The organism is Spirosoma oryzicola, assembly GCF_021233055.1.
Lineage (GTDB): Bacteria > Bacteroidota > Bacteroidia > Cytophagales > Spirosomataceae > Spirosoma > Spirosoma oryzicola.
On the sequence record NZ_CP089538.1, the window covers coordinates 2,183,150 to 2,206,099 of the forward strand.

Below are 22,950 nucleotides of genomic sequence, written 5' to 3' on the forward strand. Positions count from 1 at the left end.
GGCTCTGTTAAGTGATACACAAAGCACGCGCTCATTGCCGTCACCAGCGTGCCAAAAAGCATCATCCGTGTGCCAAAAGCGCAGAGAAGCTAAGTTGAGTCGCCAAACACTGGCCGTTCATTGAGATTTCTCGTAAAAGTTGTTTCGCATACATGGCAGGCGGTCAGTGGTCCTGTTGGTCGAGCCGCCGATTTTCTAGTGGGCCTATGTATTGCTCGTTCGATGCGTAAAGAGATGCTTATTTTGCCTTATAGTGTAGTACCTCGCATGACATTAGTTATACAGCGCAAATCATGTTACAGAATTCTGCTTTTTTCTTCTTGCCCTGGGTGCTCATACTCTTGCAACTTATCGCTTACGTAGTTGGTATAACACTGGGCATTTTAGGCATACAAGCCCTTCGCAAGTATCTGCGTGAATAAGTTCAGGTTGGCGCAAGTCCGGTTATACAGTAATCAGATTGATTAACACAGTTGCCAATAACCGAGCAGGTCTAATGAAGCGTTGTTTTTGGGTATTAGAAACTGGTAAGACTATGCTTATGGATAAATCTAAACACTCAGTTCAATGAGGTTGGCTATAGCTACTTTGTATCTACGACAACAAAGATTATTACCATCTCTTGGTCGCAAACAACTCAAAATCAGACTTCATTGTATGAAACTAATGGCTTCGCTCGTCGTTTTATGCTTGGTCAGCCTGGAAAGTCTGGCGCAATCGCCCGCCAGGATTCATTTCCTAAATACGACCATTGGCATGTCTGCCGAACTTAAAACAAGCCTAGACCCTAAGAAGTCGGTCATTGTCAGGTCGAACAGATGGGTTAGGGTGCAGGCCCCGGGCGATAGTCTTGGCATTGTCATCGACAGTAAAACGTACTTTCTCCATTTTGAGCCGAATAAACAGTACTACTTCGTCGTACACTCGGCACACGGTAATCGGTCTATGATCACCGAAAAATCGGAACGTGAATTTATGCTGACTGCTGCTTTACGATCGACAAAAGGGCCGGAAGAGTATATAATCGACAAAATCGCTAATTGATCTGTATCGCAAGCACTTTGATGCAGCGGTTCAGTTACTTCCGTTCTAGTCAGGACAGCCAACCGGTTTGGAGTCAAGTAGCGCCGGAACAGAGACCAACTCGATGTCGGTGAAGGTACGTAAATAGGCTTCGATAAAGGGCTTGTGGGCTGCTCCGACAATCAACAAGGCTCGTCCTCCGGCAATGGGCGCTGTCGCTTCGCGAATCGCTACTGCCATTTGGAGGTTTTGGGCTTCCCAGGCGGCTACTCGCTGACGGCCTGTACGGCCCATCTTGTCACTACGCAGCATCGAAAACCATTGAGCATCGGCGTCCAGCGCGGCAAAGCGGCTTGAATTCTTCCATTTAAACATGGGCATGACCTGGGAGGCCGATCCGAGTTTCATGGTATCTTCCGGAACAGCGCGAAAAGCCGTTGTGTTGTGGTTAAACAAGTCCTTGAGACCAGGCTCGGCTTCGACGGCTGCTTTCATAGCGGCATCGTCGGGCAAGGCCACGTCACTGGCATGGTCGCCAGCGCCGTAAACTCGTTCCAGCCCAACATCGGCGGCAACACGGGCGGCTATTGACGATAACTCACTCCGAAGACCTACAAAGCGATTAAGGCGTTTGACCAGCGAGGGTGAAACGCCATCCTGAGCGATTCGGTCTACTGGTGTCAAACGCATCCATTGGACGGTGGCCGAAAACGGTTCGGCGGCTGCGACAAACAAAGCGGCTAAGTGCCTTCGCTGCGCAGGCGTTAATTGGCCCAGTTGGGCAAGGCTGTCCGCTTTTACCAGTGCCTGAGCCGCTGAGAGCTGCATCTCGGCTTGAGCCGATTTAGCCATTTCTAGTGTAGGCCCCGCATACTTACCGGCATCGCCGTGATAAGCAGCATAGGCGTCCAGACCCATCACTTGCTCTCCGGGTAAAGCTTCCGTCAAGATCACATCGGGTTTGTAAGCACGAAGGCGGCACAAAATGGGTTCCAACCAGGCGAGTTGAAAATTAGCTGAAGCCGCGTCGAGGTGCCAAACACCAAAAACCATTACCTGAGTTGGCGGGAGTGCCAACTGCTGTTTGGCTACTGCCGGATTGAAAAACTCTTTTTCCTGGGCTTGAGCAGACTCAAAAACACTTAGCGATAGCAGAACGAGCACCAGTAATCTGTGCAACATGCGAATACAAATCTAGACGGCTGTACAAAGCTAATGGCTTTTCGCTGCTTCAGGCCCAAAGAGGAACGTTTCTGCCGAAAATAGAGTAGGGACGAGCAGTTATCGGTCGATCCGGTAAGCGACGGTTCATCACCAGCGGCTTTTGAACAAACTGCGGGACTTCTCGATTTGATGCGGGTCTGTATATCAGAAACTGGTAGCGTAAGCTGTACATCACCAACTGGATTGCCTTTTGTCATGGTACGTAACAAAACGGTAGCAGGTGACTAGCCTATAGGATGTTCATAACCGGACAAGACCTGTCCGCTGGTGGACAAGTACGCCAAACCCATATCGTTACTGGACTCCGTAAACAACCTTTTCGAGCCCTGGCATGGTAATTGACCGCCCGATCAACAAGCCCTAATTGCTCGCTACCATGCTGCAAAATTACTTTACTATTGCCTGGCGACAGTTGCTCAAGAATCGAGCGTATGCATTAATCAATGTCACAGGACTAGCTCTTGGCATGAGTTGCGCCCTGCTGATTTTTGCCTTGGTTCGTTACCATTATCAGACCGACCGGCATCATCACCACTACGACCGCATTTATCAATTCACGACTCGGTTTACTTCGTCCGGTGATAATGGTAGTATACGGGGTGTGCCTTATCCCTTCGGTAAAGCAGTACGTACCGATCACCCTGGTATCGAGCAGCTGGCAATGCTGGAAGAATGGTACTCGCCCCTGATCGTAGTGCCAGTTGCTGGCAGGCCCGACAAGAAAATAAAGGAAAAGCGGTATGCCGGCGCGTTTGTCGAACCTGCCTTTTTTCGCATCTTCGACTACACCTGGCTGGCCGGTGGGCCTGATGATCTTGGGCAACCCGGTACGGTAGTTCTTAGTGAAAACATGGCTCGTCGGTGCTTTGGTCGTGCTACGAATGTCGTTGGTCGTACGCTTCGGCTGGACGCCCGAATACCGGCTCGGGTCGTGGGTGTTTTTGCCGATTATCGGGACAATACGGACCTGGCCTATCCGGTTATGGCTTCATGGGCATCGCTCAAGGAGCAACGTGGCAACCGCCCCGAAAACGAACCTTTCGACAACCTCAACGGCAGCACGCATTGCTACGCGCTATTTAACAGCCAGTTCTCAGCCGCTGACTGGAACCGCGAGTTGCCGACGTTTGTCAAAAAATATAATCCTAAAAACGCCAAAGAGACGGATTATCCAGCCGTGTTGTTCAGCACCATGCACCTGTCGTCCGAGTTGGGTGGAGTGGGTCGGGAGCTACTGGTCGCGCTGATCGCCATTGGCCTGCTGCTGATTGGAACGGCGAGTATCAATTTTGTCAATCTAGCCACCGCCCAGGCTCTTAACCGGGCGCGGGAAGTGGGCGTACGGAAAGTACTGGGCAGTACAACGACCCAGCTTTTCTGGCAGTTTATAGGAGAAACCACGTTCATTGTGCTGGTTGCTACGGCGTTGGCTATTGGCTTGTTTCACTACGGGCAGCTATTAGCGCACGAATACCTCAGCGGTCCTTTCCGGTTCACCTTTTACTTTACACCGTCGGTACTGGGCTGGTTACTGCTGCTGGTAAGCTCTGTTATCGGGTTGGCCGGTTTATATCCTGCGCTGGTGCTCGCTGGCTTTCGCCCTGCGGTGGTACTGGCCGGTCGGCTCACCACACGACAGGCCGGTGGTATTTCGCTCCGGCGGGGGTTGGTGGTCGCGCAGTTTGCCATTGCACAACTGCTCATCATCGGACTCGTGGTGGTCGCTCGTCAGCTGCATTACGTACAAACCAAAGACGTCGGCTTTCGTAAAGACGCGATCCTGACCGTTCATCTGCCCGACAGCCCTAGCCAGGACCGTACTAAAATGAGCACCTTCCACCACCTGGTCGCTGCATTGCCGGAGGTCGCTAAGTTCAGCTATTCGATGGCTGGCCCCCCCCAGTCAAACTGGACGAGTCAGACGAGGGTTCGCTTCGAGAACCGTACGGAAGAGGAGCCCTATAGTCCCCAACAGGTCTGGGCCGATGCGGATTATGTGGACCTCTATGGCCTTAAACTAGTGGCTGGCCGTAATTTGCAACCCTCCGATACCGCACGGGAGGCCCTGGTCAACGAAACGTTTGCTCGTCAGTTAGGTTTCGACCGTCCGGCCAGCGTCGTTGGTAAAGTGCTTTATAAAGGTGGATTCGCTCCGCTGAAAATTGTCGGTGTCCTGAAAGATTACAACCAGCAGGACTTAAAACGAAGCATTATTCCCTTGTTCCTAACCACGTTTGCCTATGGGTACTACTCCGCCAACATTCAACTCCAATCGTCCAATTACCACCGGACCTTAAGTCAGTTGGAGAAAATCTATAATCAGGTTTATACCAGTAGTGTTTTTGAACCAGAATTCGTTGATCAGCAGCTGGAAAACGCCTACCGACAGGAGCAGACGATGGGCAAACTGGTCAACTTTTTCGCCGGGGTTGCCTTGCTGATTGGCTGTATGGGACTGTATGGACTGATCCTGTTCATGGTTGCCCAGAAAACAAAAGAAGTCGGCATCCGAAAAGTGTTGGGGGCTAGCATCGGTAGCATTCTGTGGCTATTCAGCCGGGAGTTTGTGCGACTGATTAGTTTTGCCTTTGTGCTGGCTGCTCCGGTGGCGTGGTGGGTCATGGATAGCTGGCTGGGAAATTTTCAGTACCGCATTCACTTGGGGTCGGGTATCTTTTTGGTCGCCCTGCTCACTACCGTTTTAGTCGCTCTGTTGACAATAAGTGTTCAAAGTGTCCGGGCCGCCCTGAGGAATCCGGTCAAATCGCTTCGCTCCGAATAAGGCTGAGTGTAATAGTGCAGGACGAGGTTAACTAAAGGCCAAGTCACGACTATCGATAGCCGTGATTTGGCCTTCGTGTTTTTGCGTATGGGAAACAGGGCCACCTAACCCAAAAAGCTGTTTTTTACATGGTTGAGCACTGCTTTATGAGGGTGAAGGCGTTTCCTAAGATAAAGTAGCTTGGCTTTGTAAATACCTTTTGGGAGTGTTCAGTATCCAATGAAATCCTGCTAGCCTCCTCAACATGAACAACACACGAGTTTACAAAATGGCTTTTGCCAGCGTTTACCCGCATTACATTCAGAAAGCCGAAAAGAAAGGGCGGACAAAAGCCGAAGTGGACGAAATCATCGTTTGGCTGACCGGCTATGATCAACAAGCTTTGCAGCACCACCTCGATCAAAAAACGAATATTGAAACCTTTTTCACCCAGGCGCCACAAATTAACCCCAATGCGTCGAAGATTACGGGTGTAATTTGTGGGTATCGGGTGGAAGAAATCGAAGACAAACTGATGCAGCAGATTCGCTATACGGACAAGCTGATTGATGAATTGGCAAAAGGAAAGGCGATGGAGAAAATACTGCGAAAGTGAAAGTGGTCCGATTGGTAGAATAAACCAGCCGCGTTGGTAGTCCAACTAAATTGGTCAGGGCTGTGGTAGCCCAGCGACGACCGGGTTGCCAGCGCAGGCCTCCATCCCTAAGTCTTTATGGTGTAGTCCAGCTCATGCTAGGCTTCCTGCATGACAATAAAATTGCGCATTCTTGCTGATACGCATTGGCCACCTCGATCTGACCTGACCGGGTTGGTGGCTGGTATGTGCTGATACCGGGCGGTTTTTATTGCACCGAAAAGCTCCTGTACATTAATCAACAGGTAGCCAATGCCGTATGGAAAAATCATCAAGTGCCGTTTCTTTTTCATCCATACCTCCACGCTAAAATCTCTCTTTTAGCTGAAAAAAATAGCTATTCTGCTCTGTTTGGGACAAATGTTATAGTTTTTGTGCGATTTGTTATCGTCCGTCGGCAATGCTTCAAACTACTTTTGCTCTCGTTTTCGTCGATTGAATAGGAAAGCTTGCGAATACCGGCTGGTATAACCTGGCAGATTGCAACGTACTTCGGACAGACAGCGATTGGAGAATCAAACACTCCGATGGCGCCTAAGCATCTCAATCCAGCGTCAACGATTTATTGGGCATGGTCAGTATTGAGATTAACAAAACCACGAATCAAATCACTAATCCATAAACGTTATGTCATCATCAGGAGCCATTTTGGAACGGTACGTATTCAGTGTCGTCGTAAACTATATCCATCTGGCTAGTTCAAAGGAGCAATCGCAGCTTATTGAATTAATAAGAGAACTGGACACTATCTGTCTGACTGCCGACGGCTCGGCACAACCTCCTGATGAATCAACGGAACAAGTACCTGCCTCCTATTTGAGCGAGTTGCAACAGGAATGGGAGGAAGTCTTGAACAAACCAAGCTAGTAGCCTATGTCAAAACGGATACCTACTGAACACCCTGCTGCCTCGAGACCCATTCGAAGCGATTGGACAAAGACAAGCTTATAAAATAAGTCAATCAAGTAAGCCTGGATGCAATGCGTTCAGGCTTACTTGTTGGCCTAATACTCATTGGTTCCAACAGACAACTTACTGCCCGAGTTGTAATAACGTTGTACATCAAAGGTGTGTGAGGATAAACCGGTTTCATTGAGACCGGTTTATTTATTTTTCAGACTGCCACAATAAGCGGTTGGCCGTAAATTAGAACTGCTACAAGGCCTGACACCGGTGTAGCAGAGGCTACTGCTTTGTTACCAGATCAACGAAGAGTTAACAGGCATCGTTTGTTTTGATCAGCGGCCAACCTGTTAGCCGGATAGGACTTTCACGTCAAACGAATCACGAATGTTTAAACCACTGAAACCGACTTATGACAGCCGAGCATAAACAAGCCCTCGCCATGCTGGCCAGCCAATTACTCAATATTGACGATGATCTGGAGCGTCTGGTAAGTGATATTGAAGAGGAGAGCGATCCTGCGGATACAGAAGCGATCTGGGAACAGATTCGGGTAGTCGTATCGGCACTAGCTGTGGCCCGAACCAATCTGGAAGAACTGCTGGAATAAACTGAAACGCTGCCTGTTTCAGGTGAGAAAAGTACTAATTAATGTATTTTATTAACAATACTTCATTTATGTAACTTGTAGTATTTTATTGAGAATATTTAATTATATACTATGTGAAAATTTCACTAATAATTTGATTTTTAATTAGTTAATACGAAAAAAGTTTGTATTATTTGCTAACAGATAAGACACTAGCTAACCTTAAACGGGACTATCCATCCAAAAGCATCATGAATAAGCGAAATATTCACTCTACTAATGATTCTACGAGTCAGCCGTTGTCAGGCGTACTTAGCGACTGGGTGGAGGCTGTTTACCAACTTCAGCATTGGAATTCGATTTTACAAGACGCAATCGATGAGAAAACAACTATTTATTGCCTAACGAAGCCAGCGGACAGTGATAAAAGAAACGAACTGATCGCGCTTATTCGCTTGAGGGAAAAAATAGTATACGGATTAACTAACCTGGAGAAAGGAATAAGGACCTCTAAGGACGAGGCAGATCTTGCGCTGGAAGCGCTAGAACTGATTGAACATACACAAACTGTTCTTCAATGGTGCCTTGATATTAAGCAACAGCTTGAATCCGAACGAAACGAGTAAACAGTAATGAAAAATAGATTAACTTAACAGAGGAGTTTACAAACGTCATAAACCTATACAATTTGTTCTGATAACTTAGAAGCTTTATGCCATCACCGGGGGACGCCTTAGAGCGGTACGCATTTAGTTTTGTTGCAAAGTATATTCATCTTGCTGATTCAGAGGAGCAATCGCAACTTATCGAATTGGTAGGGCAACTACATACTGCCATTCAGGTAAGCAATGGCTCATCCCAATCTGACCATGGGTTAGCCAGACAGCTACCAGGCTCTTGTTTGAACGAACTAAAACAAGAGTGGGAGAAAGCGTTGAATAAGTCAGACTATTAAGCCGAATCTGGCTTTCTAGATACCATAATAAAGCGTATAGTGATTCAAAAATGCCTGGTAGACCGCAGCTACTGGGCATTTTTATGCCTAGCTTCCCAAGAAAGCCTAGTTGACGCAACATGAGAATTGGGTAAAGGCGGGTGCAAGACCCAAGTGCTCCGTACTGGCTGCCTTCGCTGAGCAGCTTGCTGTTGATACGTTTGCAAAAACGAATAAGAAATTAGGTTAGCTTCGTGTCTGGCTGCGTTGGCCCTGCAGAAGTCAAGTCTGATGCGGTAGGCTGAATAAGAGGCTGCTATGCTCGGATAGTTGTTGGTAGTAGTGAATCCATCCTAAGTGATCTATGAACGCTTTGACAAACGGCCAGTTCTACGGGCTGACAAACCAAACGGTCAGGCTTGGTGGCCTGACGTTAACGGATACCGAGTATACCCACGACAGGGTCGATTGGCATTTTCATGAGAATCCCTACTTTACCTTCGTCCTGGAGGGAAAAGTGCTGGAAGGTAACCGAAAAGAAACGTACCACTGTGGAGCCGGTAGTCTTTTGTTTCACAATTGGCAAGAGGCTCACTACAACACCAAGCCCAAAGGCTATACACGCGGCTTTCACGTAGAAATCAATGCTGATTGGTTCAACGCGTATGACCTTCCTACTGCCGCTTTGCAGGGTAGCATGAATTTACCCGATCCGCATCTTAAAACACTCATGTACTGTATTCTCAAAGAAGCCAAACTGTGTGCGGGTGGAGAACGTACAGCTATCAATTCGCTGCTTGTCCAACTGCTCAGCGAAGTAAAGCCAGTGCCAACCAAAATTCACCGGCAAAAGCCCGTCTGGGTAACCCAACTTAGGGATTTATTGCATGATGCACCAGAACAGCCGTGGACGTTAGAGCAGCTCGCGGGCTACTTATCGATGCACCCGGTTTATCTCTGCCGCCAGTTTCCCGGCTACTTCGGTTGCCATTTTGGTGAATATGTCCGTATGATACGGCTTCAAAAAGCGTTGCGACTGATGTTCATTCCGAGCGTTGCTTTGACGGAAATCGCCTTTACGTGCGGTTTTGCGGATCAAAGCCATTTTATCCGGTCGTTTAAAGCGCATTACGGGATCACTCCGTTCCAGTATCGACAACTTATAGTAGGCTAAGCCGCCTAGGTTAATTCTGTTCTATTTCTGAACCACCCAGTTGCAGATATTTGAGGCAGACTTTACAATCTCCTAATCATGGTTATTCGGCCTTTTTTACTTCTATCTATTATACTGGTTACTAGCAGGGAGCTACACGCCCAATCGGACGATCTGGTCAAAAGCCAGGGAATCACATCTGCTGTTCATAAGGCCGCGATCGGCAGGATCGTTTTTACGAGTAAGCAGACACCGCCTGAGGAACTGAAGGCAAGTGATTTTCTCGATACGTACGAGCTTACCAACAAAAGCAACTTGTTCATGACGGTCTTCATGGGCAACTCACTAACCAATTACCTGCATCCGTTAGCCCCTACGCTACAAGCTGACTCCCTGGCTAAAGTGGGTAATTATCAATTTTTATTTTACGTCGATAACCGACTGATCTATCAAAGCAATTTGCATCCGGGAGCACCTTACGCCCGAATTAAAGACTGGGAGACGGTAATCAGTAAACCCTTAATTGATAATCAGCATGAAGGTGCCTGGTGGAGCCAATCCGCCTGGAACCGGTTTATGCGCAACGGGGGCGACAGTGCTTTAACCGAAGGTCACCATGTATTCAAGCTGGAGATTAAACCCTACGTCAAGCTGATTGATGTGAAAGTAGGGGAGCCTATTGCGGTTGGTGAATTAGCCTTGGACGTGAAGCGAAAGCCTGTTTTAAACCTGGCCGACATCCAGCTGGCAGTGCCTAAGCCTTACAGTGGGTTGCCCGTTTCTAGTGAGCCCTTTGACACGCGCAAAATCAAAGAACTCAAGGGTAATATCGAGGCCGATGTATTCAGGCACATCACCAGTGTAGTCGTTATAAAGAACGGTAATCTGCTCGTAGAAGAATACTTCAATGGAACCAATCGAAACACACTGCACGACGTGCGTTCGGTGGGAAAGTCCTTCGCGTCCAGTTTAGCGGGCATTGCTCAGTACGAGGGGTACCTCAAAAGCGAGAATCAGGCATTGGCCGATTTCTACCAACTGAAAACCTTCCCGAACTACTCAACCGCGAAAGCGCAGACTACCCTGAAAGAGCTGTTGACGATGAGTTCTGCTTTTGAGGGTGACGACAACGAGATCGATTCACCTGGGAACGAAGAGAAAATGTACCCAACTGCCAACTGGGTAAAGTTTGTGCTCGACCTACCTGTCAATCCTGGCAAGTTTAAGGGGGAGTGGCACTATTTCACGGCGGGTGTAGTCCTTTTGGGTGATGTCTTAAACAAGCTTGTTCCGGACAATCTGGACAGTTATGCTAAGCAAAAACTATTTAGTCCGCTGGGTATCAGCAATTACAAGTGGCAGTATACTCCGCAGCACGTTGTAAGTACAGCCGGTGGTATCCAGATGAATGCGCTCGATTTTGCGAAGTACGGGCAGTTATACAAAAATGGCGGAAAATGGAAGGACAAACAGGTTCTTCCGGCTGAATGGGTAGCCAAAACGTTTACCAAATACAAGGCAATCCCTGGTCGTAACGACGAACATTATGGCTACCTATTCTGGAACAAAAAATACCACGTAGGCGGCAACGAGTATGAAACGTATTACTGCGCTGGAAATGGTGGGAATAAAATATTTATAATGCAAAATCAGCCTTTGGTGATTGTCGTAACGGCAACCGCTTACAATACCCCCTATGCGCACCCGCAAGTGGATCGAATGATGGAGGAGTATATCCTGCCAGCGGTTCTAAAATAAGGTACTTTATTATTAGACGGATAGGTTGTAGACAACGCTAATAGGAAAGTTTAAAAATCAATTAGTTGTAGGTTCGGGAAAGGTCGTCCTTGCACGTTACTGGCCATGTCAATCCGACTTTCTAATCCCGATAAGCTGTACAAAGTCAATACATACAAAATGCCAGACCGCAGTGCAATCTGGCATTATCACGTTCAGAACTAACCTCATCTCCCTATAAATGAGATTAACCTATGTACGAATATCGTTAAAAGTAAGATTGAAACAATATTTATTTACGAAAAATAATTTACGGTAACAAAAATGCTCGATAGCTAATAAGAATTGCCAACTGCTTTCAGGCTAGTTTTGTCGGTCACCTGAAACAATAAACCTCGTTCATGCGACGAGGTTTATTCCGTTCATTATCACTTTTTCAGCAATTCTTTACGCACTTTGTCTGCTGCGGCCAAATCCGTCAGGGTGATGTTTGCTTTCTGGCGAAGTGTTGGAGAAGCAGCCAGGATTTCGGTCGCCATTTGAATCAACAAAGCCGCCGTGGCAGGACCATTGGCTTTCCGACGGGTTGTACGTGTAGTGGTCGCGTTGGGTGCTAATTGAGGCAGATTTATTGATTGCATTTCTTTTAAAATGAGTTGTTTACGTTCTAGTAATAGAACAAAATTATAGGCGTTTTTAGCTCACTTATATGCTATTTTTTTAGCGTGTACGACGTGTTTTTAATGCCAAGAATAAGCAATTGCTGCGCTGTTTGAGGTCCCAGATTATCCCCATTCGGAAGAGCTTACTGATTCGCAAATTGCGTTGAGGAACTTGGTCGTGGTGTCAGTTTTTGAACCGGGCATCCCCGCCGATAACATAATCTTTAGTCAGATTGTCAAACCTGACTAACAGGCGTTTTGAGGGTAGCCGGAAGTCAACTAGAGTAGGTATAGCACTAAAAAAGGCTGGCCTAAAAAGACCAGCCCTCTACGAGTTAGTATGTGAGCCTGATGGTTCTCCGCAATTAAAGCAGTGGAGCTTTATCGGTCAGGGCTTCGGCCAGAAACGCAGACTTATGTAGATAGTTAGGGTCTGGCGAATAAACAAACAGGCAGGTACCACCTTTTACCGCTTCGATAATCGGCTTTGACAGCGCATAAGGTACGGCCGGGCAACCTTGGCTACGGCCCAAGCGGCCCGTTTTGCGGATAATGTCCTCGCACACGTAATCTGCTCCGTGCAGTACAATGTTGCGATTATAAACATTATCGTTGAAGCCTTTTTCCAATCCTTTCAATTGGAGCGACAAACCGTGTTTGCCCATGTATGTACTAAGCGTTTGGTAGAAACCAAGACTGCTCTGAAACGACGAATTAATGTTGGAGAATCGGCTGGCTACGAGATCACCGGAATTACGACCGTGTGATACGTACGTGTTGAACAAAAGCTTTCTGTTGGTCAGGTCAACGATGTACAACCGCTTCTTGTTCGATGGCTGGCTTAGATCAACAATCGACAAGATCGATTTTGTTGTATCCATTTTCTGCCATCCCCGCAGTGCATACTCAAAAACATCTTTTTGTAAACCAGACTGTGCCAAGTTTAGTTGATCATAAATGTCAAGTCTGGTAAACCTCTTAGCTTTGGTGGCTGTTTTGGTTGTTTCCGATGCCGCAACGACGGTATGAGTCGATTTAAAACCGGTGCTGGCGAAATAAGCCACAACAAGAACAGCCAGAAGCCAAACAGCTTTCTTCATAAGTACAGACGGATATATTAGTTGAGGGGGAATATACTAATAAAACCTGATCGGGAGCGTTTTAATTCGCCGAGGTGGCATCTTTTTTGCCAAAATTGCTTTTATGACCTCTTACGAAGAAGCTGTACAGACCGAACTTAGGCGCTGGCAACAGGCTATGCAAAAGCCGCCATCAGCGGTTGGCCGATTGTCTACGACGGTGCAAAAACGCATAAATCGCATTATCCCGAAGCGCATACATCAGTTAATTACAGCGACGATTAAGCAGATGACGCGGGCGGTACTGTTTGGTGCCGAATATATCAATCGGTTGCCCGAAGTGGGTTCAACATTGCCGCAGCGGGAAGCTAGGGTCATAAGCCGTATTGACTTTTACCGAAAGGCCGGAGCCGCCGAAGGTGGTGTTACAGGAGCGGGAGGAATATGGCTCGGTCTGGCCGATTTTCCGCTGTTGCTCAGCTTGAAAATGAAACTGTTATTTGAGATTGCTGCGCTTTACGGCCATTCGGTGAGCGACTACCGAGAACGGGTCTATATCCTGTACATTTTTCAGCTGGCCTTTTCGAGTCAGGAGCGCCGACAGGTGATTTATCAGTACCTCGTCAATTGGCCCGAACACAGCCGCCAGTTGCCCAACGACATTAATCAGTTTGACTGGCTAACCTTCCAGCAGGAATACCGCGATTACATTGACCTGGCGAAAATGGCTCAGTTGATACCTGGTGTGGGGGCAGCGGTCGGCATTGTCGCTAATTACCAGTTAATAAGCCAGCTAGGCCGTACGGCAATGAACGCTTATCGAATGCGGTGGCTTGAAGAAAACAAGGCGTTGCTGTCGTAACGGGTTACTTACTGACTCGTTTGCGGACCTCGTCGCGCCAGTTAATTCCCAAAAAGCCCAAAGCAGGATGCTGACCACCCAGAGTTAGCCGTAGCAGTTCATCCGCAAAGTCTAATCCGCCGGTACTATTAGTAAAGTAGATGACGGCCTCTTTGCGGCTTAAATGGGCGGTGACGTAGCATTTGAAGGCACCGTTGTCGCCCCAATGCCAGATGTACGTGTCGGACGATGGCTGTTCCAGGCCAATTCCTAATCCCCAGAACAAGTCAGGGGCCAATGTTGTCGAGTCGGAAAATCGTATGGAAAGTTGGCTCTGCGCGCTTAGCATCTGGCTTACGGTTGCCGGTTTTAGTCCCGTTGGCGTCAAAAGAGCCAGTACGAAGCGCGCATAATCGTTGGCCGTGGTATGTAGCGAGTAAGCCATATTGGCCTGCGTAGGTTTGTACTTAGGCTCTACATCACCCGATTCGTTGTGAGGCTGCGCAAAATTGGTGTTGAAACTAGCTTTCCAGACAAAGCCGCTATTGGTCATCCCGAGGGGTTTCAGAACCCGCTCTTCCATCACATCATTAATGGGTTTGCCCGTTATCTTTTCGACTACTTTTTGCAGGTAAACAAAACCTTCCCCTGAATAACCAAACCGCTTACCCGGAAAAAATAGCATTGATAACTTCGGCGACTGCCGGTTTTTGCGCCAGTTCGGAAAACCGGACCGGTGACTTAACACCAAACGGGCCGTTATTTTCTGATAACGTTCATCATCGGCAGCATCCGGGTAGGGAAGGTACTCGTACAGCGGTTTGTCTAAGTCTAATTTACCTTCTTCCACCAGTTGCAAAACAGCGTAGGCAAACACCGGCTTGCTTAGCGAAGCGGCTTCAAATACGGTGGACGAGGTTACGTGCTGGGTCGAATCTACTTTCGTTAGCCCGTAACCATGGCTATACGCGAGCTTATTATCTCGAATGATTGCTATGGACAGACCGGGTACATGAGCGCTGTCCATTAGTTGACGAGTGCGCTGATCCAGTTGGCGAAAATTGCCATCGTCGTTCGTTGACTGCGCAGCCGCTAATCGAGTTATCAACAGGAACACGAAAAACCAGCGGTACGAAAAGCCAGAATGCTGTGTAGACAGGTCCATGAGGGTTGATGAGTGGGCAAACTCATTTACGAAATCAGATTACAGGAACGGGCTTAGAACGTGTAAATAAGCTGGGTCTGAAGGCCAAGCTCATAGGTACGGTTTTCCGTATGAGAGCCGCCAAATCGGCCCAGTCGATACGTAATCGTGGGCTGCGCGGTTAGCGCAAGGGTAGGATTCAATTGATAAACGGCACCGGCACCCAGCATGATATTAAATACCGGACCAGCGTCGGCATTGAGCCGTAGTTTTTGCGTTGGCAGATCATCGCGTACGGCGAGCACGCGTGACGAGAACGGAAAATCGACTAGTGCCGCCAGCGTGTAGTATGGGGATAGTTTTTTGGTTGATGATCGGTAGTTGATCGACAGCGGAATTCGAATTGCCCGACTTCGAACCGTTGTCGTTCCTTCCCCGGCAAGCGGTAACCGGTCGGTACGGGTCGGGAGGTAACGGTAGTGCAATCCGCCGGCTACCGACCATCCCGGCGCGTACGTGTAATAAACGGTTACGCCAGCGGAGTAACCGACTGAACCCATAGCCCCGTTTAGGAAAATAGGTTCAACTACTTGACCGTCGCTGTTGGGATATAAATAAACGTTTTTGTAAGCGGTATGTACGTACAGCGGTGTAACGGTTGCCGAGACAGATAACTTTTCCTGACCAAACACCGATACTGCCTGTACTACAAAGAGAAAGAGTAATGAATAAAAAAGTCTGGTCATAGGCGAGCTTGTCATCATTGTTCGGTGAAATAAAACAAAAAAGGAGACCAACCAACGGCCAGTCTCCTTTTCTGAGGCTACAGCCCCGTTATTTCATGGAGCTTTGGATACTTTCAATCCGCTCCAGGTGTGTTTTTAACGTCGGTAACGTTTTGGTCGCGAAGGCTTTGATATCTGCGTCTTTCGCTTCCTTGCTGGCTTCTTCAAACTCGTCAATGTCTTCTTTATGATCATCGACCATCAGGCTCACGTACTTTTTATCAAATTCTTTTCCTGACAATTTTGTCAGTTCGTTCACGTGTTTCTGGTGGTCTTCGCCCAACATTGTTGGTAGCGTGATGTTTTTACTGGCGGCCAGTGATTTCAGCTCGTCGTTGGCTTTCGAGTGATCGGTAACCATCATAGCACCAAAATCTTTTACTTGCTGATTTTGCGCTTTTTCCTGCGCCAAACGACCCAGCTCAACTTCCAGCATACCACCGCTGGCCGCTTTCACCGCAAACTCAGAATCGTCATCATCCGATGTTTTCTTTTCTTCGTTAATCTGTTCTGCCTGGTCTACACTGTCTTTCTTTTCGCTGCTGCCGCAGGATTGTACCGATAAACCACCGGCTACGAATAAGGCTAGGAGAATGGTCTTTTTCATGATTATGTTGGTTTTATAACGTTGATAAACAGAACTTTAAATAAAACCAGGATTCATTTGTATTGTTTGACTGCTATCCGGTGAGTTATTTTATGAACTGGTTTGTCCCGTTCATTTATCTGACAGCCAGTCGTTTTATGCTTTTTCTGTTTCTCAGTATTTTGCTTTCTGTCGTGCTGTTGCTCAACTTCCGACTGTTTCCACGCTACGATATCAATACATTTCAGGCTATCGTTTTCAATTATCCCGTTTGCTTTCTGACGGGGTATCTGCTGCTACCCGCCGGGCAGTCGTTTAGCCTCGATTTTTCGCAAACCTGGACCTGGTTAGCCCTGGGTCTGGGCGTTGGCTTTATTCTAACCTTTATTCTATCGGGGGCGTCAACCCAGCGAATGGGCATCACGGCGACCTCATTAGCCAGCAATCTGTCGCTTGTTATTCCGGTCTGCTTTAGTCTGTTTGTTTTTCAGGTTGGCGGGAAATCGTTCGATGCGCTTAATTACCTGGGAATGCTTCTGGCGGTGGTAGCGGTTGGGCTAAGCACCTACAAAAAGGAACCGAATGAGCTGGCGGTAGAAACGCCTATTCTACAGGAAGCAGCTGCAAGCGTTGGCCGCCCACGCCGGCTGGGAATAAGCGTATTACTGCCGGTAGGCGTGTTTTTGTGTTACGGTGCCACCAACACGATGACAAACTACATGAACATTCGCTACATCGCCACGTCAGATAAAGCGATTGTTGTCACGTTGACGACAATTCTGGGCGCGGTAGCCGCCGGTTTACTCATGCTGGTCGTACGGGTCGTACAAGGCAAAGAAGTCGTTCGTGTTCGCAATCTGATGGGGGCCGTGACGCTTGGTGTTCCTAATTTTCTGAGTTTTTACACGTTGCTGCTGGCCTTGTCGCAGTTTGGGGGCAACGGTGCGTTTGTGTATCCACTGTATAACATTGGCGTGATCCTGGTCGCTGCGTTGCTGGCCGCTTTATTTTTTCGGGAGAAACTGTCGCTTGCCAATAAAATCGGGTTGGTGCTGGCCGTAACGGCTATCGGACTTCTGTCGTGGCAGGAGTTGCTGGCATCGCTTGCACGCTAAAGCGCTTCGTACCGGATCCTGATCGTTCGCTTGCCGTCTTCGGTAGGTGAGCTAATCGAGATCGTTTCTACCGAAATGCTTTTGTTGTTCAGCACCTCTTTGACGTACTTGACATCGGTTGTTGGCTGGTCGTTGAGGTAATACGTGACGGTTTTGGGCGGGTAATTAAACAAATTAACACGCGCAGCCGTGGTCTTGATGAACGTATTCGATGCGGGAACTTGATCAATTATTTCAGGTTGGCTCGCTTTAATTTGCCGGTAGGTGGGAAATGGGCTTTCCGACTTTTTCGATTGCCCAAAACAGGCGCAGCCTACCGTAGCCAAGTAAAAAAGTACCGCGAAGGCTAGTCGGACGTGAAGTGGCATGGTCGTTTGTCGGTAGGCTAAAAAGACACTACCCTTGCCAAGGTTGCTGCTCAAATGTCAGTAACGGATGGCAAGGGCAGGTAGTCTGTGCATCTATGAAACGCACCAAGGCAAAACCTAGTATATTTTATTGAGTAACGTAAGCCGTAAGTGGTGACAAAAGCAGCGATTATTGTTTTGCCGCTGTACTGTCAGCGCTCCGTTTAGCGTCTGCTTTCGCTTTTTTCTTAAAGAAACCTCGCAAGAGAAAATTGCTCTGGGCCGCTTTCAGATCCTCGTTCAGCAAAGCACTGCCCGTGTTGAGGTTGCGAAGGGTAGTCCGGAGGTTATTGGCTGTTTCCTGGTCCGTAAGCAGTACACCGAGCGGGGTATTGTTGTTGTTTAGCTTTTCCGAAGCGCGGTTGAAGTTATCGGTTGTGCGACGCAGGTTACCAACGGCCACATCCGCCGAAGTAGCCGCATTTTCGAGTCGGCCAGCCGAACGGCTCAGCCGCCGGAAAATTGCCGTATCACTGACCAGTTCGTTTGCCAATGTACCCGGTGTGTTGAGTCTGGATGCGAATTGTGATACCGAGCCCGTTATTTTGGCGGTATTGACCGACGCCCGTTCGAGGTTGACCATCGCCCGCTTGAAGTTGTCGGCTACCATGGAATCTGTCAGCACAGCACCTACGGTTCCTTTTCCTTTCCGCAGATTACCGACCAGTTCCTTAAAGTCGTTGGTTACCCGCAGCAGGTTGTTGTTGTTTTCCTGCAACGTTTCCAGAATCTGGTCTGAACTGAGCGCAGCCTGCGTTTGCAGCCGGTCGCCCTCTTCTACTTCGGGATGGCTGTTTGTGCCACCGGCAATGACAACGATTTTATTGCCAATTAACCCGTCGGAACTGATCGCGGCAGTCGCATCTTTGCGGATAAACTGCTGCGAACTTTGTTCAACATCCATATCGACCTCTACTTGGGCGTTGCTGTTGATGGTTACCCGTTTGACGGTTCCTACTTTTACGCCTGAAAACCAGACGTTGTTGCCTGCCTTAAGTCCGCCAACATCTTTAAAGATGGCAATCAGCCGGATACTTTTTGTAAAGCGTTTTTGCTGTCCGCCCAGCACGAACACCCCCGCAACGAAGATGATAATACCCAGCAGAACAAATACGCCAACAACGACAGAGCGTTTAGTCGATTCTGTACTCATATATAGTGTATAGTGACTTAAATAAAGTGGTTGAACCCGTCACTAATCACCAACCACTAATCCAGGATTCTGTTTAATTCACAAAGTTATAATTGTAAAATTGCTGTATCCGTTCGTCGGGATCGGCAAACACCTCATCGAACGTTCCAACCCGCGCGAAACGGCCATCCAACAGCATAGAAACCCGGTCGCCGGTGGTTTTGGCGCAGGTCAAATCGTGCGTAATGATGATGGATGTTGCTTTAAAGCGCTCTTTCACTTCGTTGATCAGGTTGTTGATCTCGATACTGGTAATCGGGTCAAGACCGGCTGTAGGCTCATCGTAGAGCATGATCTGTGGCTTGAGGATCAGCGTGCGGGCAATACCAATTCGTTTGCGCTGCCCACCCGACAGTTCAGAGGGCATTTGATTGATCGTTTGCGACAGGCCAACATCGTCCAACGCTTCTTCGACGGCACGGTCGATTTCGCCCTGGGTTAAGTTGCGCACATTTCGGATAAGCGGAAATTCCAGGTTTTCCCGGATGCTCATGCTGTCGTATAAAGCACTGCTCTGAAACGAAAAGCCGACTTTCTGTCGGAACTGATCAAGATCATGACCGCGCAACTGCTCGACATCCTGCCCTAGCACGATAACGCTGCCCGCATCGGGTTTCAGCAAGCCAATAATGATTTTGATCAGTACCGACTTCCCCGTACCGGACCGGCCCAGCACAACCATGTTCTCGCCCTTACTTACTTCTAGGTCAACGCCACGCAGTACATGCAGATCGCCAAAGGACTTTTTCAGACCGTGAATATTAATAACAAGATCGTTTTGTGGCGTCATGGTGGTAAAAATAGGATTCAGCCGTGGAAACTAGCTTCCCCGAATAGCTGATATAATTTGAAGCGATAATAATTCTTCAATAAAGACTAAAAACATAGCGGTCACAACGGATGCGTTAGCCGCTTTACCGACTCCCTCAGTTCCCTTCGACGAGTGGTAGCCTTTGTAACAGCCAACCATGCCAACGGTAAACCCGAACACAATTGACTTTGCTAGCGACGCGAAAATGTCGACGTAGGAAATAGCACCGAAAACCTCCTGGAAAAAGGATATGAAGCTGGTTTGCTCGTTCTGATTGACATTGATGAAGGCCCCCAGCAGCGCAACAAAAATGGTGTACATGGTCAGGATCGGAACGGTGATTGACGTTGCCAGCACGCGGCTGACCACCAGAAACTTGAACGGGTTCGTTCCGGATACTTCCATCGCGTCGATCTGCTCCGTAACGTTCATCGAACCCAGCTCGGCCCCGATACTCGACCCCACTTTACCCGATGCGATAATAGCCGTAACGAGTGGCCCCAAAGCCCGGACAATGGCAATGGCAATCAGCGAAGGCAACCAGGAGCTAGCCCCAAATTCAGACAGCGAAGGGCGCGACTGGTTGGTAAAGACAATGCCTGTAATAAAGCCCGTGGTCGAAATCAGTAGTAGCGAGCGGTAGCCGACTTCGTAACACTGCCGGACGACCTCCTTAAACTCGTAGGGCGGAACAAACGCTTCCTGGAAGAAGCGTCCGACAAAAGCCGCGACATCGGCTAGGTTCAGAAAAAACTTGTCCAGTCGCCGGGTAACGACGGGCTTGCTGGATGACTTAGTGGCGGAATTGGTAGTATCAGACTGCATTCAATCGCGGACAATAATACTTGTCGGGTAGTTCAATAACTGATTTGAACGGTTTGGGTTTTAATTTATGCCGTTACAGTGTAAAGTGTATCGGAGGCCAACCATTATTTCTATACGCAACGGCTCCCGGTTGGCTAAAAAACCACGGTATTAACCCATCTAAGCGCGTTTTCGTTGACAATTGGCGGCTATTTACTACCAAAAGGCACAAGAAGAGCGTGTTACTTATTTAGTAACCCTGTTTTGATTGAAAGTAAGCCAGTAAAATTGGGCAAAAGAGTAGGCAAATTGTCCCTTTATAGGGATTATGGTTTGTGCGTCAGGCTGATAAGCAGCGGAATTATTTTGCCCGTAGAATCAATGGGCGTATCTACTTTAATTTGTTCTGGGCTGTAATTCATTTCGCGGCTGTTCATCAGCTGATCACCGAGCGTTTGCGTAAGTCGTTGCGATAAACTGCCAGAAATCTGGCTCATTTTAGAGATAAGCTGACCGAGGTGAAGAGGCTTTTCCGAAACCAAAATCAGGTAATACTCCTGACCCGGATTGTTGTCAAGGCGGATGTGTTTGGTCGGCCCCGGCAGTACCGCCGACTCGTTGGGCGCTATCATGGCGCTGAACTTGTCGGTATACGGAAAAAGCCGCGTCATCTTTTGTGTCTGGTCCGTTCCGATCACATATATGTAAGCGGCCTTGCTGTTGTTTACGGTTAGTTTAAAGCGCGTGCCGGACGGGTAAGCGTTGACGAGACGGTACTCATCGATTGCCTTGTTCATCCCGCCATCAGTGGTTAGGCTGGAATTAAGGCGACGAGCGGCCATGAGCGTCCCATCCACCAACTGCATCGTTACGCTGGCCTGCCTGGTTGTAGGTTGTTCAGAGAAACCAGCAGGTTTGGGCTTGGAAAGCGTACCGGCAAGGTTGGGTAGATGAATGGTCTTGACGGGCGGTAACTCCATCGGGTAAACGCGAAAGGCGTAGCGTGTAAACAAGCCGAAATCATGGTAGTTGATCCAGCACAATCCTTTGTCTGCCCAGCGCGTCCCCCAGCTGTTGACTACCCGAAACGCCTGACGCTTATCGTCATAGCCCACAACCGTAAGCGCGTGACCAAACAACTTATGGCGCTTGAACCCCGACTTAACTTCTTCGAACAAATCATCGGTATCCGATGGGCCAGGTGTCCACGTATCCGTTGAAACGGCCTGAAACGACAGGGGAATCATCATGCCAATCGGTACGGGATAACCGCCCGCCAGCGCTAGTTTAACATTCTGAACATTATCTCGAATGACAGATTCCAACTCCTTGCGATTTTGTTGCGCTTTCTGGAATGTGGCCGCAAAAGTGAAAATCCGTTCAAAATGACGAATCCGAAAGCGAGATGCCTGCTCGTCATACGATTTGACGTCTTTGAGGCACTGTGGATAAGCAAGATTTGACCAAAAGGGAACGCCGTACTTTTTAAGAACCGTCAAGCCCTCGTCCAGCGTGCCACCTCGCTGACAGGTCACATCGCTGGGTGATTTCAGGTGGGCATACAGATAGGTTGGTGAAAACCGCGTCTGGTCGATCTCGGATTTTTTGGTCAGGCCGCGCTGAATGGCCTCGATAACGGTGCGTGTGTAGTAGGCGCAGCTAAAGGCCACACAAGTGCCGTAATCGCCCTGTCGTTCAATGCTTGGCAGGTACTTCTCGTACGACAAGGCTTTGGGAAGCGGGGCTTTGTAAAGCACATTGTCTGGTTTTTGCTCGATTTTCAGATAAGCTTCGTCATCAAACTGTAAGCCCGATTGGCTAAGGTCCAGCGGGGCCTGTGCCCAAACGGGTTGCGTCAGCAGAAGAACCAGGAGCCGGAGAAGCTTTTTCATTGGTCAATGAATCGTGAAAACTTAGCGGGTAAAAGCGCTTTTGGGCAGGCTAAGGTATAGCTTAAAAATTTGCCAGTAATTGGTCGTGGGTGGAGCCGTTTCGGACGGGGTCATCACCGTTGCAATGTCGATGGCTTCGGGTCTGTTTGCGGCAAAACGGGTGGCATTGCGATACGTCGTGACCAGGGTTTGCCAATGGCCGGTTGACGTTTCAATGGTCTGACCGTAGTGGACAACTTCGGCACCCTTGAACTGAATGGGTAGTGGTTGGTTGCCAAACTGTGCCAGATAATCCTTTATTGGGAGACGTAACTCGGGTTTACCGACCCGACGAACCGCAATATAGCCCGACGGTGCGAAATGAACCGTTAGTTCCCGTGCGTATCGTTGCTGCTGGGTTACCGGGACGCGCGGATACAGCCGTAAGTGGTGGAGCACGCTGTCAATTTTTTGCTTTAACGGTAGTTTGAGCAAGCGAAGGGAGGAGGCTGTTGCTCGAGAGCGGCCAACTGTTGTCAGACGGCGTTGCGCCTGACAATCAGCTAGCGAGCCGCCTGTTAGCCAGAGGCACAAAAAAAGAATAAGGTGATGGATAGAAGAGAATTGCATGACCAAAGGAAGAACAGGCTGGTTAGTCTATAGCGTTTGGGCAT

Annotated in this window: 23 protein-coding genes; 10 read left to right on the top strand and 13 right to left on the bottom strand. The window is 48.5% G+C overall.

Annotated elements, in window-relative coordinates; all coding sequences use genetic code 11:
* Positions 1 to 666 precede the first annotated feature (666 nt).
* The gene (locus LQ777_RS08850) at positions 667 to 1,044 is read left to right on the top strand and encodes a hypothetical protein (protein ID WP_232562156.1); all 378 of its coding nucleotides are present in this window, start codon (positions 667 to 669) and stop codon (positions 1,042 to 1,044) included.
* Between the two features lie 45 nt (positions 1,045 to 1,089).
* On the opposite strand, the gene LQ777_RS08855 is transcribed toward LQ777_RS08850, so the two are convergent.
* Positions 1,090 to 2,205: a DUF5694 domain-containing protein gene (locus LQ777_RS08855; protein WP_232562157.1), complete on the bottom strand. Its 1,116-nt coding sequence runs from the start codon at positions 2,203 to 2,205 to the stop codon at positions 1,090 to 1,092.
* A 418-nt stretch (positions 2,206 to 2,623) separates the two neighbouring features.
* Here LQ777_RS08855 and LQ777_RS08860 point away from each other — a divergent pair, with 418 nt between their 5' ends.
* Positions 2,624 to 5,029 (top strand): ABC transporter permease, encoded by a 2,406-nt coding sequence (locus LQ777_RS08860; protein WP_232562158.1) that lies wholly within the window; start codon positions 2,624 to 2,626, stop codon positions 5,027 to 5,029.
* Between the two features lie 244 nt (positions 5,030 to 5,273).
* Positions 5,274 to 5,624: a DUF2200 domain-containing protein gene (locus LQ777_RS08865; RefSeq protein WP_232562159.1), complete on the top strand. Its 351-nt coding sequence runs from the start codon at positions 5,274 to 5,276 to the stop codon at positions 5,622 to 5,624.
* Positions 5,625 to 5,761: 137 nt separating this feature from the next.
* On the opposite strand, the gene LQ777_RS08870 is transcribed toward LQ777_RS08865, so the two are convergent.
* Positions 5,762 to 5,956, bottom strand: a complete 195-nt coding sequence (locus tag LQ777_RS08870) for a hypothetical protein (RefSeq protein WP_232562160.1) — start codon at positions 5,954 to 5,956, stop codon at positions 5,762 to 5,764.
* 334 nt (positions 5,957 to 6,290) lie between these two features.
* Here LQ777_RS08870 and LQ777_RS08875 point away from each other — a divergent pair, with 334 nt between their 5' ends.
* The 5 genes from LQ777_RS08875 to LQ777_RS08895 all read left to right on the top strand — a co-directional run bounded on the left by LQ777_RS08875 (position 6,291) and on the right by LQ777_RS08895 (position 11,000).
* A complete protein-coding gene (locus tag LQ777_RS08875; protein WP_232562161.1) occupies positions 6,291 to 6,530 on the top strand; it encodes a hypothetical protein in 240 nt (79 codons plus the stop codon).
* Between the two features lie 448 nt (positions 6,531 to 6,978).
* Positions 6,979 to 7,176 (top strand): hypothetical protein, encoded by a 198-nt coding sequence (locus LQ777_RS08880; RefSeq protein WP_232562162.1) that lies wholly within the window; start codon positions 6,979 to 6,981, stop codon positions 7,174 to 7,176.
* A gap of 230 nt (positions 7,177 to 7,406) precedes the next feature.
* Positions 7,407 to 7,781, top strand: coding sequence for a hypothetical protein (locus tag LQ777_RS08885; protein ID WP_232562163.1), 375 nt, complete (start codon positions 7,407 to 7,409; stop codon positions 7,779 to 7,781).
* 672 nt (positions 7,782 to 8,453) lie between these two features.
* Positions 8,454 to 9,263 (top strand): helix-turn-helix transcriptional regulator, encoded by an 810-nt coding sequence (locus tag LQ777_RS08890; RefSeq protein ID WP_232562164.1) that lies wholly within the window; start codon positions 8,454 to 8,456, stop codon positions 9,261 to 9,263.
* A 78-nt stretch (positions 9,264 to 9,341) separates the two neighbouring features.
* A complete protein-coding gene (locus LQ777_RS08895; RefSeq protein WP_232562165.1) occupies positions 9,342 to 11,000 on the top strand; it encodes a serine hydrolase domain-containing protein in 1,659 nt (552 codons plus the stop codon).
* Between the two features lie 407 nt (positions 11,001 to 11,407).
* Here LQ777_RS08895 and LQ777_RS08900 read toward each other — a convergent pair whose 3' ends face one another.
* Together LQ777_RS08900 and LQ777_RS08905 are read right to left on the bottom strand one after the other, a co-directional pair.
* Positions 11,408 to 11,620 (bottom strand): hypothetical protein, encoded by a 213-nt coding sequence (locus LQ777_RS08900; protein WP_232562166.1) that lies wholly within the window; start codon positions 11,618 to 11,620, stop codon positions 11,408 to 11,410.
* A gap of 386 nt (positions 11,621 to 12,006) precedes the next feature.
* Positions 12,007 to 12,741: a murein L,D-transpeptidase catalytic domain family protein gene (locus tag LQ777_RS08905; protein WP_232562167.1), complete on the bottom strand. Its 735-nt coding sequence runs from the start codon at positions 12,739 to 12,741 to the stop codon at positions 12,007 to 12,009.
* Between the two features lie 103 nt (positions 12,742 to 12,844).
* On the opposite strand from LQ777_RS08905, the gene LQ777_RS08910 reads away from it, so the two are divergent.
* A complete protein-coding gene (locus tag LQ777_RS08910) occupies positions 12,845 to 13,582 on the top strand; it encodes an EcsC family protein (RefSeq protein ID WP_232562168.1) in 738 nt (245 codons plus the stop codon).
* A gap of 4 nt (positions 13,583 to 13,586) precedes the next feature.
* Here the strand turns inward: LQ777_RS08910 and LQ777_RS08915 are convergent, their stop codons facing one another.
* The 3 genes from LQ777_RS08915 to LQ777_RS08925 form a co-directional block, all read right to left on the bottom strand.
* Complete coding sequence (locus tag LQ777_RS08915; protein ID WP_232562169.1) at positions 13,587 to 14,726, bottom strand: serine hydrolase domain-containing protein; 1,140 nt, start codon at positions 14,724 to 14,726, stop codon at positions 13,587 to 13,589.
* Between the two features lie 53 nt (positions 14,727 to 14,779).
* Positions 14,780 to 15,451 carry a PorT family protein gene (locus LQ777_RS08920; RefSeq protein ID WP_232562170.1) on the bottom strand — a complete coding sequence of 224 codons (672 nt, stop codon included), beginning with the start codon at positions 15,449 to 15,451 and terminating at the stop codon, positions 14,780 to 14,782.
* Positions 15,452 to 15,539: 88 nt separating this feature from the next.
* The gene (locus tag LQ777_RS08925) at positions 15,540 to 16,097 is read right to left on the bottom strand and encodes a DUF4142 domain-containing protein (protein WP_232562171.1); all 558 of its coding nucleotides are present in this window, start codon (positions 16,095 to 16,097) and stop codon (positions 15,540 to 15,542) included.
* Between the two features lie 137 nt (positions 16,098 to 16,234).
* Here LQ777_RS08925 and LQ777_RS08930 point away from each other — a divergent pair, with 137 nt between their 5' ends.
* Complete coding sequence (locus tag LQ777_RS08930; RefSeq protein WP_232562820.1) at positions 16,235 to 17,191, top strand: EamA/RhaT family transporter; 957 nt, start codon at positions 16,235 to 16,237, stop codon at positions 17,189 to 17,191.
* Here LQ777_RS08930 and LQ777_RS08935 read toward each other — a convergent pair.
* The 6 genes from LQ777_RS08935 to LQ777_RS08960 all read right to left on the bottom strand — a co-directional run bounded on the left by LQ777_RS08935 (position 17,188) and on the right by LQ777_RS08960 (position 22,906).
* Entirely contained in the window at positions 17,188 to 17,559 is a 372-nt protein-coding gene (locus tag LQ777_RS08935; protein ID WP_232562172.1) for a hypothetical protein, read from the bottom strand. The genes LQ777_RS08930 and LQ777_RS08935 overlap by 4 nt on opposite strands.
* A 169-nt stretch (positions 17,560 to 17,728) precedes the next feature.
* Complete coding sequence (locus tag LQ777_RS08940) at positions 17,729 to 18,751, bottom strand: MlaD family protein (RefSeq protein WP_232562173.1); 1,023 nt, start codon at positions 18,749 to 18,751, stop codon at positions 17,729 to 17,731.
* A gap of 73 nt (positions 18,752 to 18,824) precedes the next feature.
* Positions 18,825 to 19,580 (bottom strand): ABC transporter ATP-binding protein, encoded by a 756-nt coding sequence (locus LQ777_RS08945; RefSeq protein WP_232562174.1) that lies wholly within the window; start codon positions 19,578 to 19,580, stop codon positions 18,825 to 18,827.
* Between the two features lie 30 nt (positions 19,581 to 19,610).
* On the bottom strand, positions 19,611 to 20,426 hold the full coding sequence (locus LQ777_RS08950) for an MlaE family ABC transporter permease (protein WP_232562175.1): 816 nt from the start codon (positions 20,424 to 20,426) through the stop codon (positions 19,611 to 19,613).
* 305 nt (positions 20,427 to 20,731) lie between these two features.
* On the bottom strand, positions 20,732 to 22,297 hold the full coding sequence (locus LQ777_RS08955) for a DUF4384 domain-containing protein (protein ID WP_232562176.1): 1,566 nt from the start codon (positions 22,295 to 22,297) through the stop codon (positions 20,732 to 20,734).
* A 21-nt stretch (positions 22,298 to 22,318) separates the two neighbouring features.
* Positions 22,319 to 22,906 (bottom strand): hypothetical protein, encoded by a 588-nt coding sequence (locus LQ777_RS08960; RefSeq protein WP_232562177.1) that lies wholly within the window; start codon positions 22,904 to 22,906, stop codon positions 22,319 to 22,321.
* Between the last annotated feature and the right edge of the window lie 44 nt (positions 22,907 to 22,950).

What these genes read in the sequence shown, in the direction of transcription:
- LQ777_RS08850 (WP_232562156.1), top strand. Translation starts at nt 667, where the DNA reads ATGGCTTCGCTCGTCGTTTTATGCTTGGTCAGCCTGGAAAGTCTGGCG.
- LQ777_RS08855 (WP_232562157.1), bottom strand. Translation starts at nt 2,205, where the DNA reads ATGTTGCACAGATTACTGGTGCTCGTTCTGCTATCGCTAAGTGTTTTT.
- LQ777_RS08860 (WP_232562158.1), top strand. Translation starts at nt 2,624, where the DNA reads ATGCTGCAAAATTACTTTACTATTGCCTGGCGACAGTTGCTCAAGAAT.
- LQ777_RS08865 (WP_232562159.1), top strand. Translation starts at nt 5,274, where the DNA reads ATGAACAACACACGAGTTTACAAAATGGCTTTTGCCAGCGTTTACCCG.
- LQ777_RS08870 (WP_232562160.1), bottom strand. Translation starts at nt 5,956, where the DNA reads ATGAAAAAGAAACGGCACTTGATGATTTTTCCATACGGCATTGGCTAC.
- LQ777_RS08875 (WP_232562161.1), top strand. Translation starts at nt 6,291, where the DNA reads ATGTCATCATCAGGAGCCATTTTGGAACGGTACGTATTCAGTGTCGTC.
- LQ777_RS08880 (WP_232562162.1), top strand. Translation starts at nt 6,979, where the DNA reads ATGACAGCCGAGCATAAACAAGCCCTCGCCATGCTGGCCAGCCAATTA.
- LQ777_RS08885 (WP_232562163.1), top strand. Translation starts at nt 7,407, where the DNA reads ATGAATAAGCGAAATATTCACTCTACTAATGATTCTACGAGTCAGCCG.
- LQ777_RS08890 (WP_232562164.1), top strand. Translation starts at nt 8,454, where the DNA reads ATGAACGCTTTGACAAACGGCCAGTTCTACGGGCTGACAAACCAAACG.
- LQ777_RS08895 (WP_232562165.1), top strand. Translation starts at nt 9,342, where the DNA reads ATGGTTATTCGGCCTTTTTTACTTCTATCTATTATACTGGTTACTAGC.
- LQ777_RS08900 (WP_232562166.1), bottom strand. Translation starts at nt 11,620, where the DNA reads ATGCAATCAATAAATCTGCCTCAATTAGCACCCAACGCGACCACTACA.
- LQ777_RS08905 (WP_232562167.1), bottom strand. Translation starts at nt 12,741, where the DNA reads ATGAAGAAAGCTGTTTGGCTTCTGGCTGTTCTTGTTGTGGCTTATTTC.
- LQ777_RS08910 (WP_232562168.1), top strand. Translation starts at nt 12,845, where the DNA reads ATGACCTCTTACGAAGAAGCTGTACAGACCGAACTTAGGCGCTGGCAA.
- LQ777_RS08915 (WP_232562169.1), bottom strand. Translation starts at nt 14,726, where the DNA reads ATGGACCTGTCTACACAGCATTCTGGCTTTTCGTACCGCTGGTTTTTC.
- LQ777_RS08920 (WP_232562170.1), bottom strand. Translation starts at nt 15,451, where the DNA reads ATGACCAGACTTTTTTATTCATTACTCTTTCTCTTTGTAGTACAGGCA.
- LQ777_RS08925 (WP_232562171.1), bottom strand. Translation starts at nt 16,097, where the DNA reads ATGAAAAAGACCATTCTCCTAGCCTTATTCGTAGCCGGTGGTTTATCG.
- LQ777_RS08930 (WP_232562820.1), top strand. Translation starts at nt 16,235, where the DNA reads ATGCTTTTTCTGTTTCTCAGTATTTTGCTTTCTGTCGTGCTGTTGCTC.
- LQ777_RS08935 (WP_232562172.1), bottom strand. Translation starts at nt 17,559, where the DNA reads ATGCCACTTCACGTCCGACTAGCCTTCGCGGTACTTTTTTACTTGGCT.
- LQ777_RS08940 (WP_232562173.1), bottom strand. Translation starts at nt 18,751, where the DNA reads ATGAGTACAGAATCGACTAAACGCTCTGTCGTTGTTGGCGTATTTGTT.
- LQ777_RS08945 (WP_232562174.1), bottom strand. Translation starts at nt 19,580, where the DNA reads ATGACGCCACAAAACGATCTTGTTATTAATATTCACGGTCTGAAAAAG.
- LQ777_RS08950 (WP_232562175.1), bottom strand. Translation starts at nt 20,426, where the DNA reads ATGCAGTCTGATACTACCAATTCCGCCACTAAGTCATCCAGCAAGCCC.
- LQ777_RS08955 (WP_232562176.1), bottom strand. Translation starts at nt 22,297, where the DNA reads ATGAAAAAGCTTCTCCGGCTCCTGGTTCTTCTGCTGACGCAACCCGTT.
- LQ777_RS08960 (WP_232562177.1), bottom strand. Translation starts at nt 22,906, where the DNA reads ATGCAATTCTCTTCTATCCATCACCTTATTCTTTTTTTGTGCCTCTGG.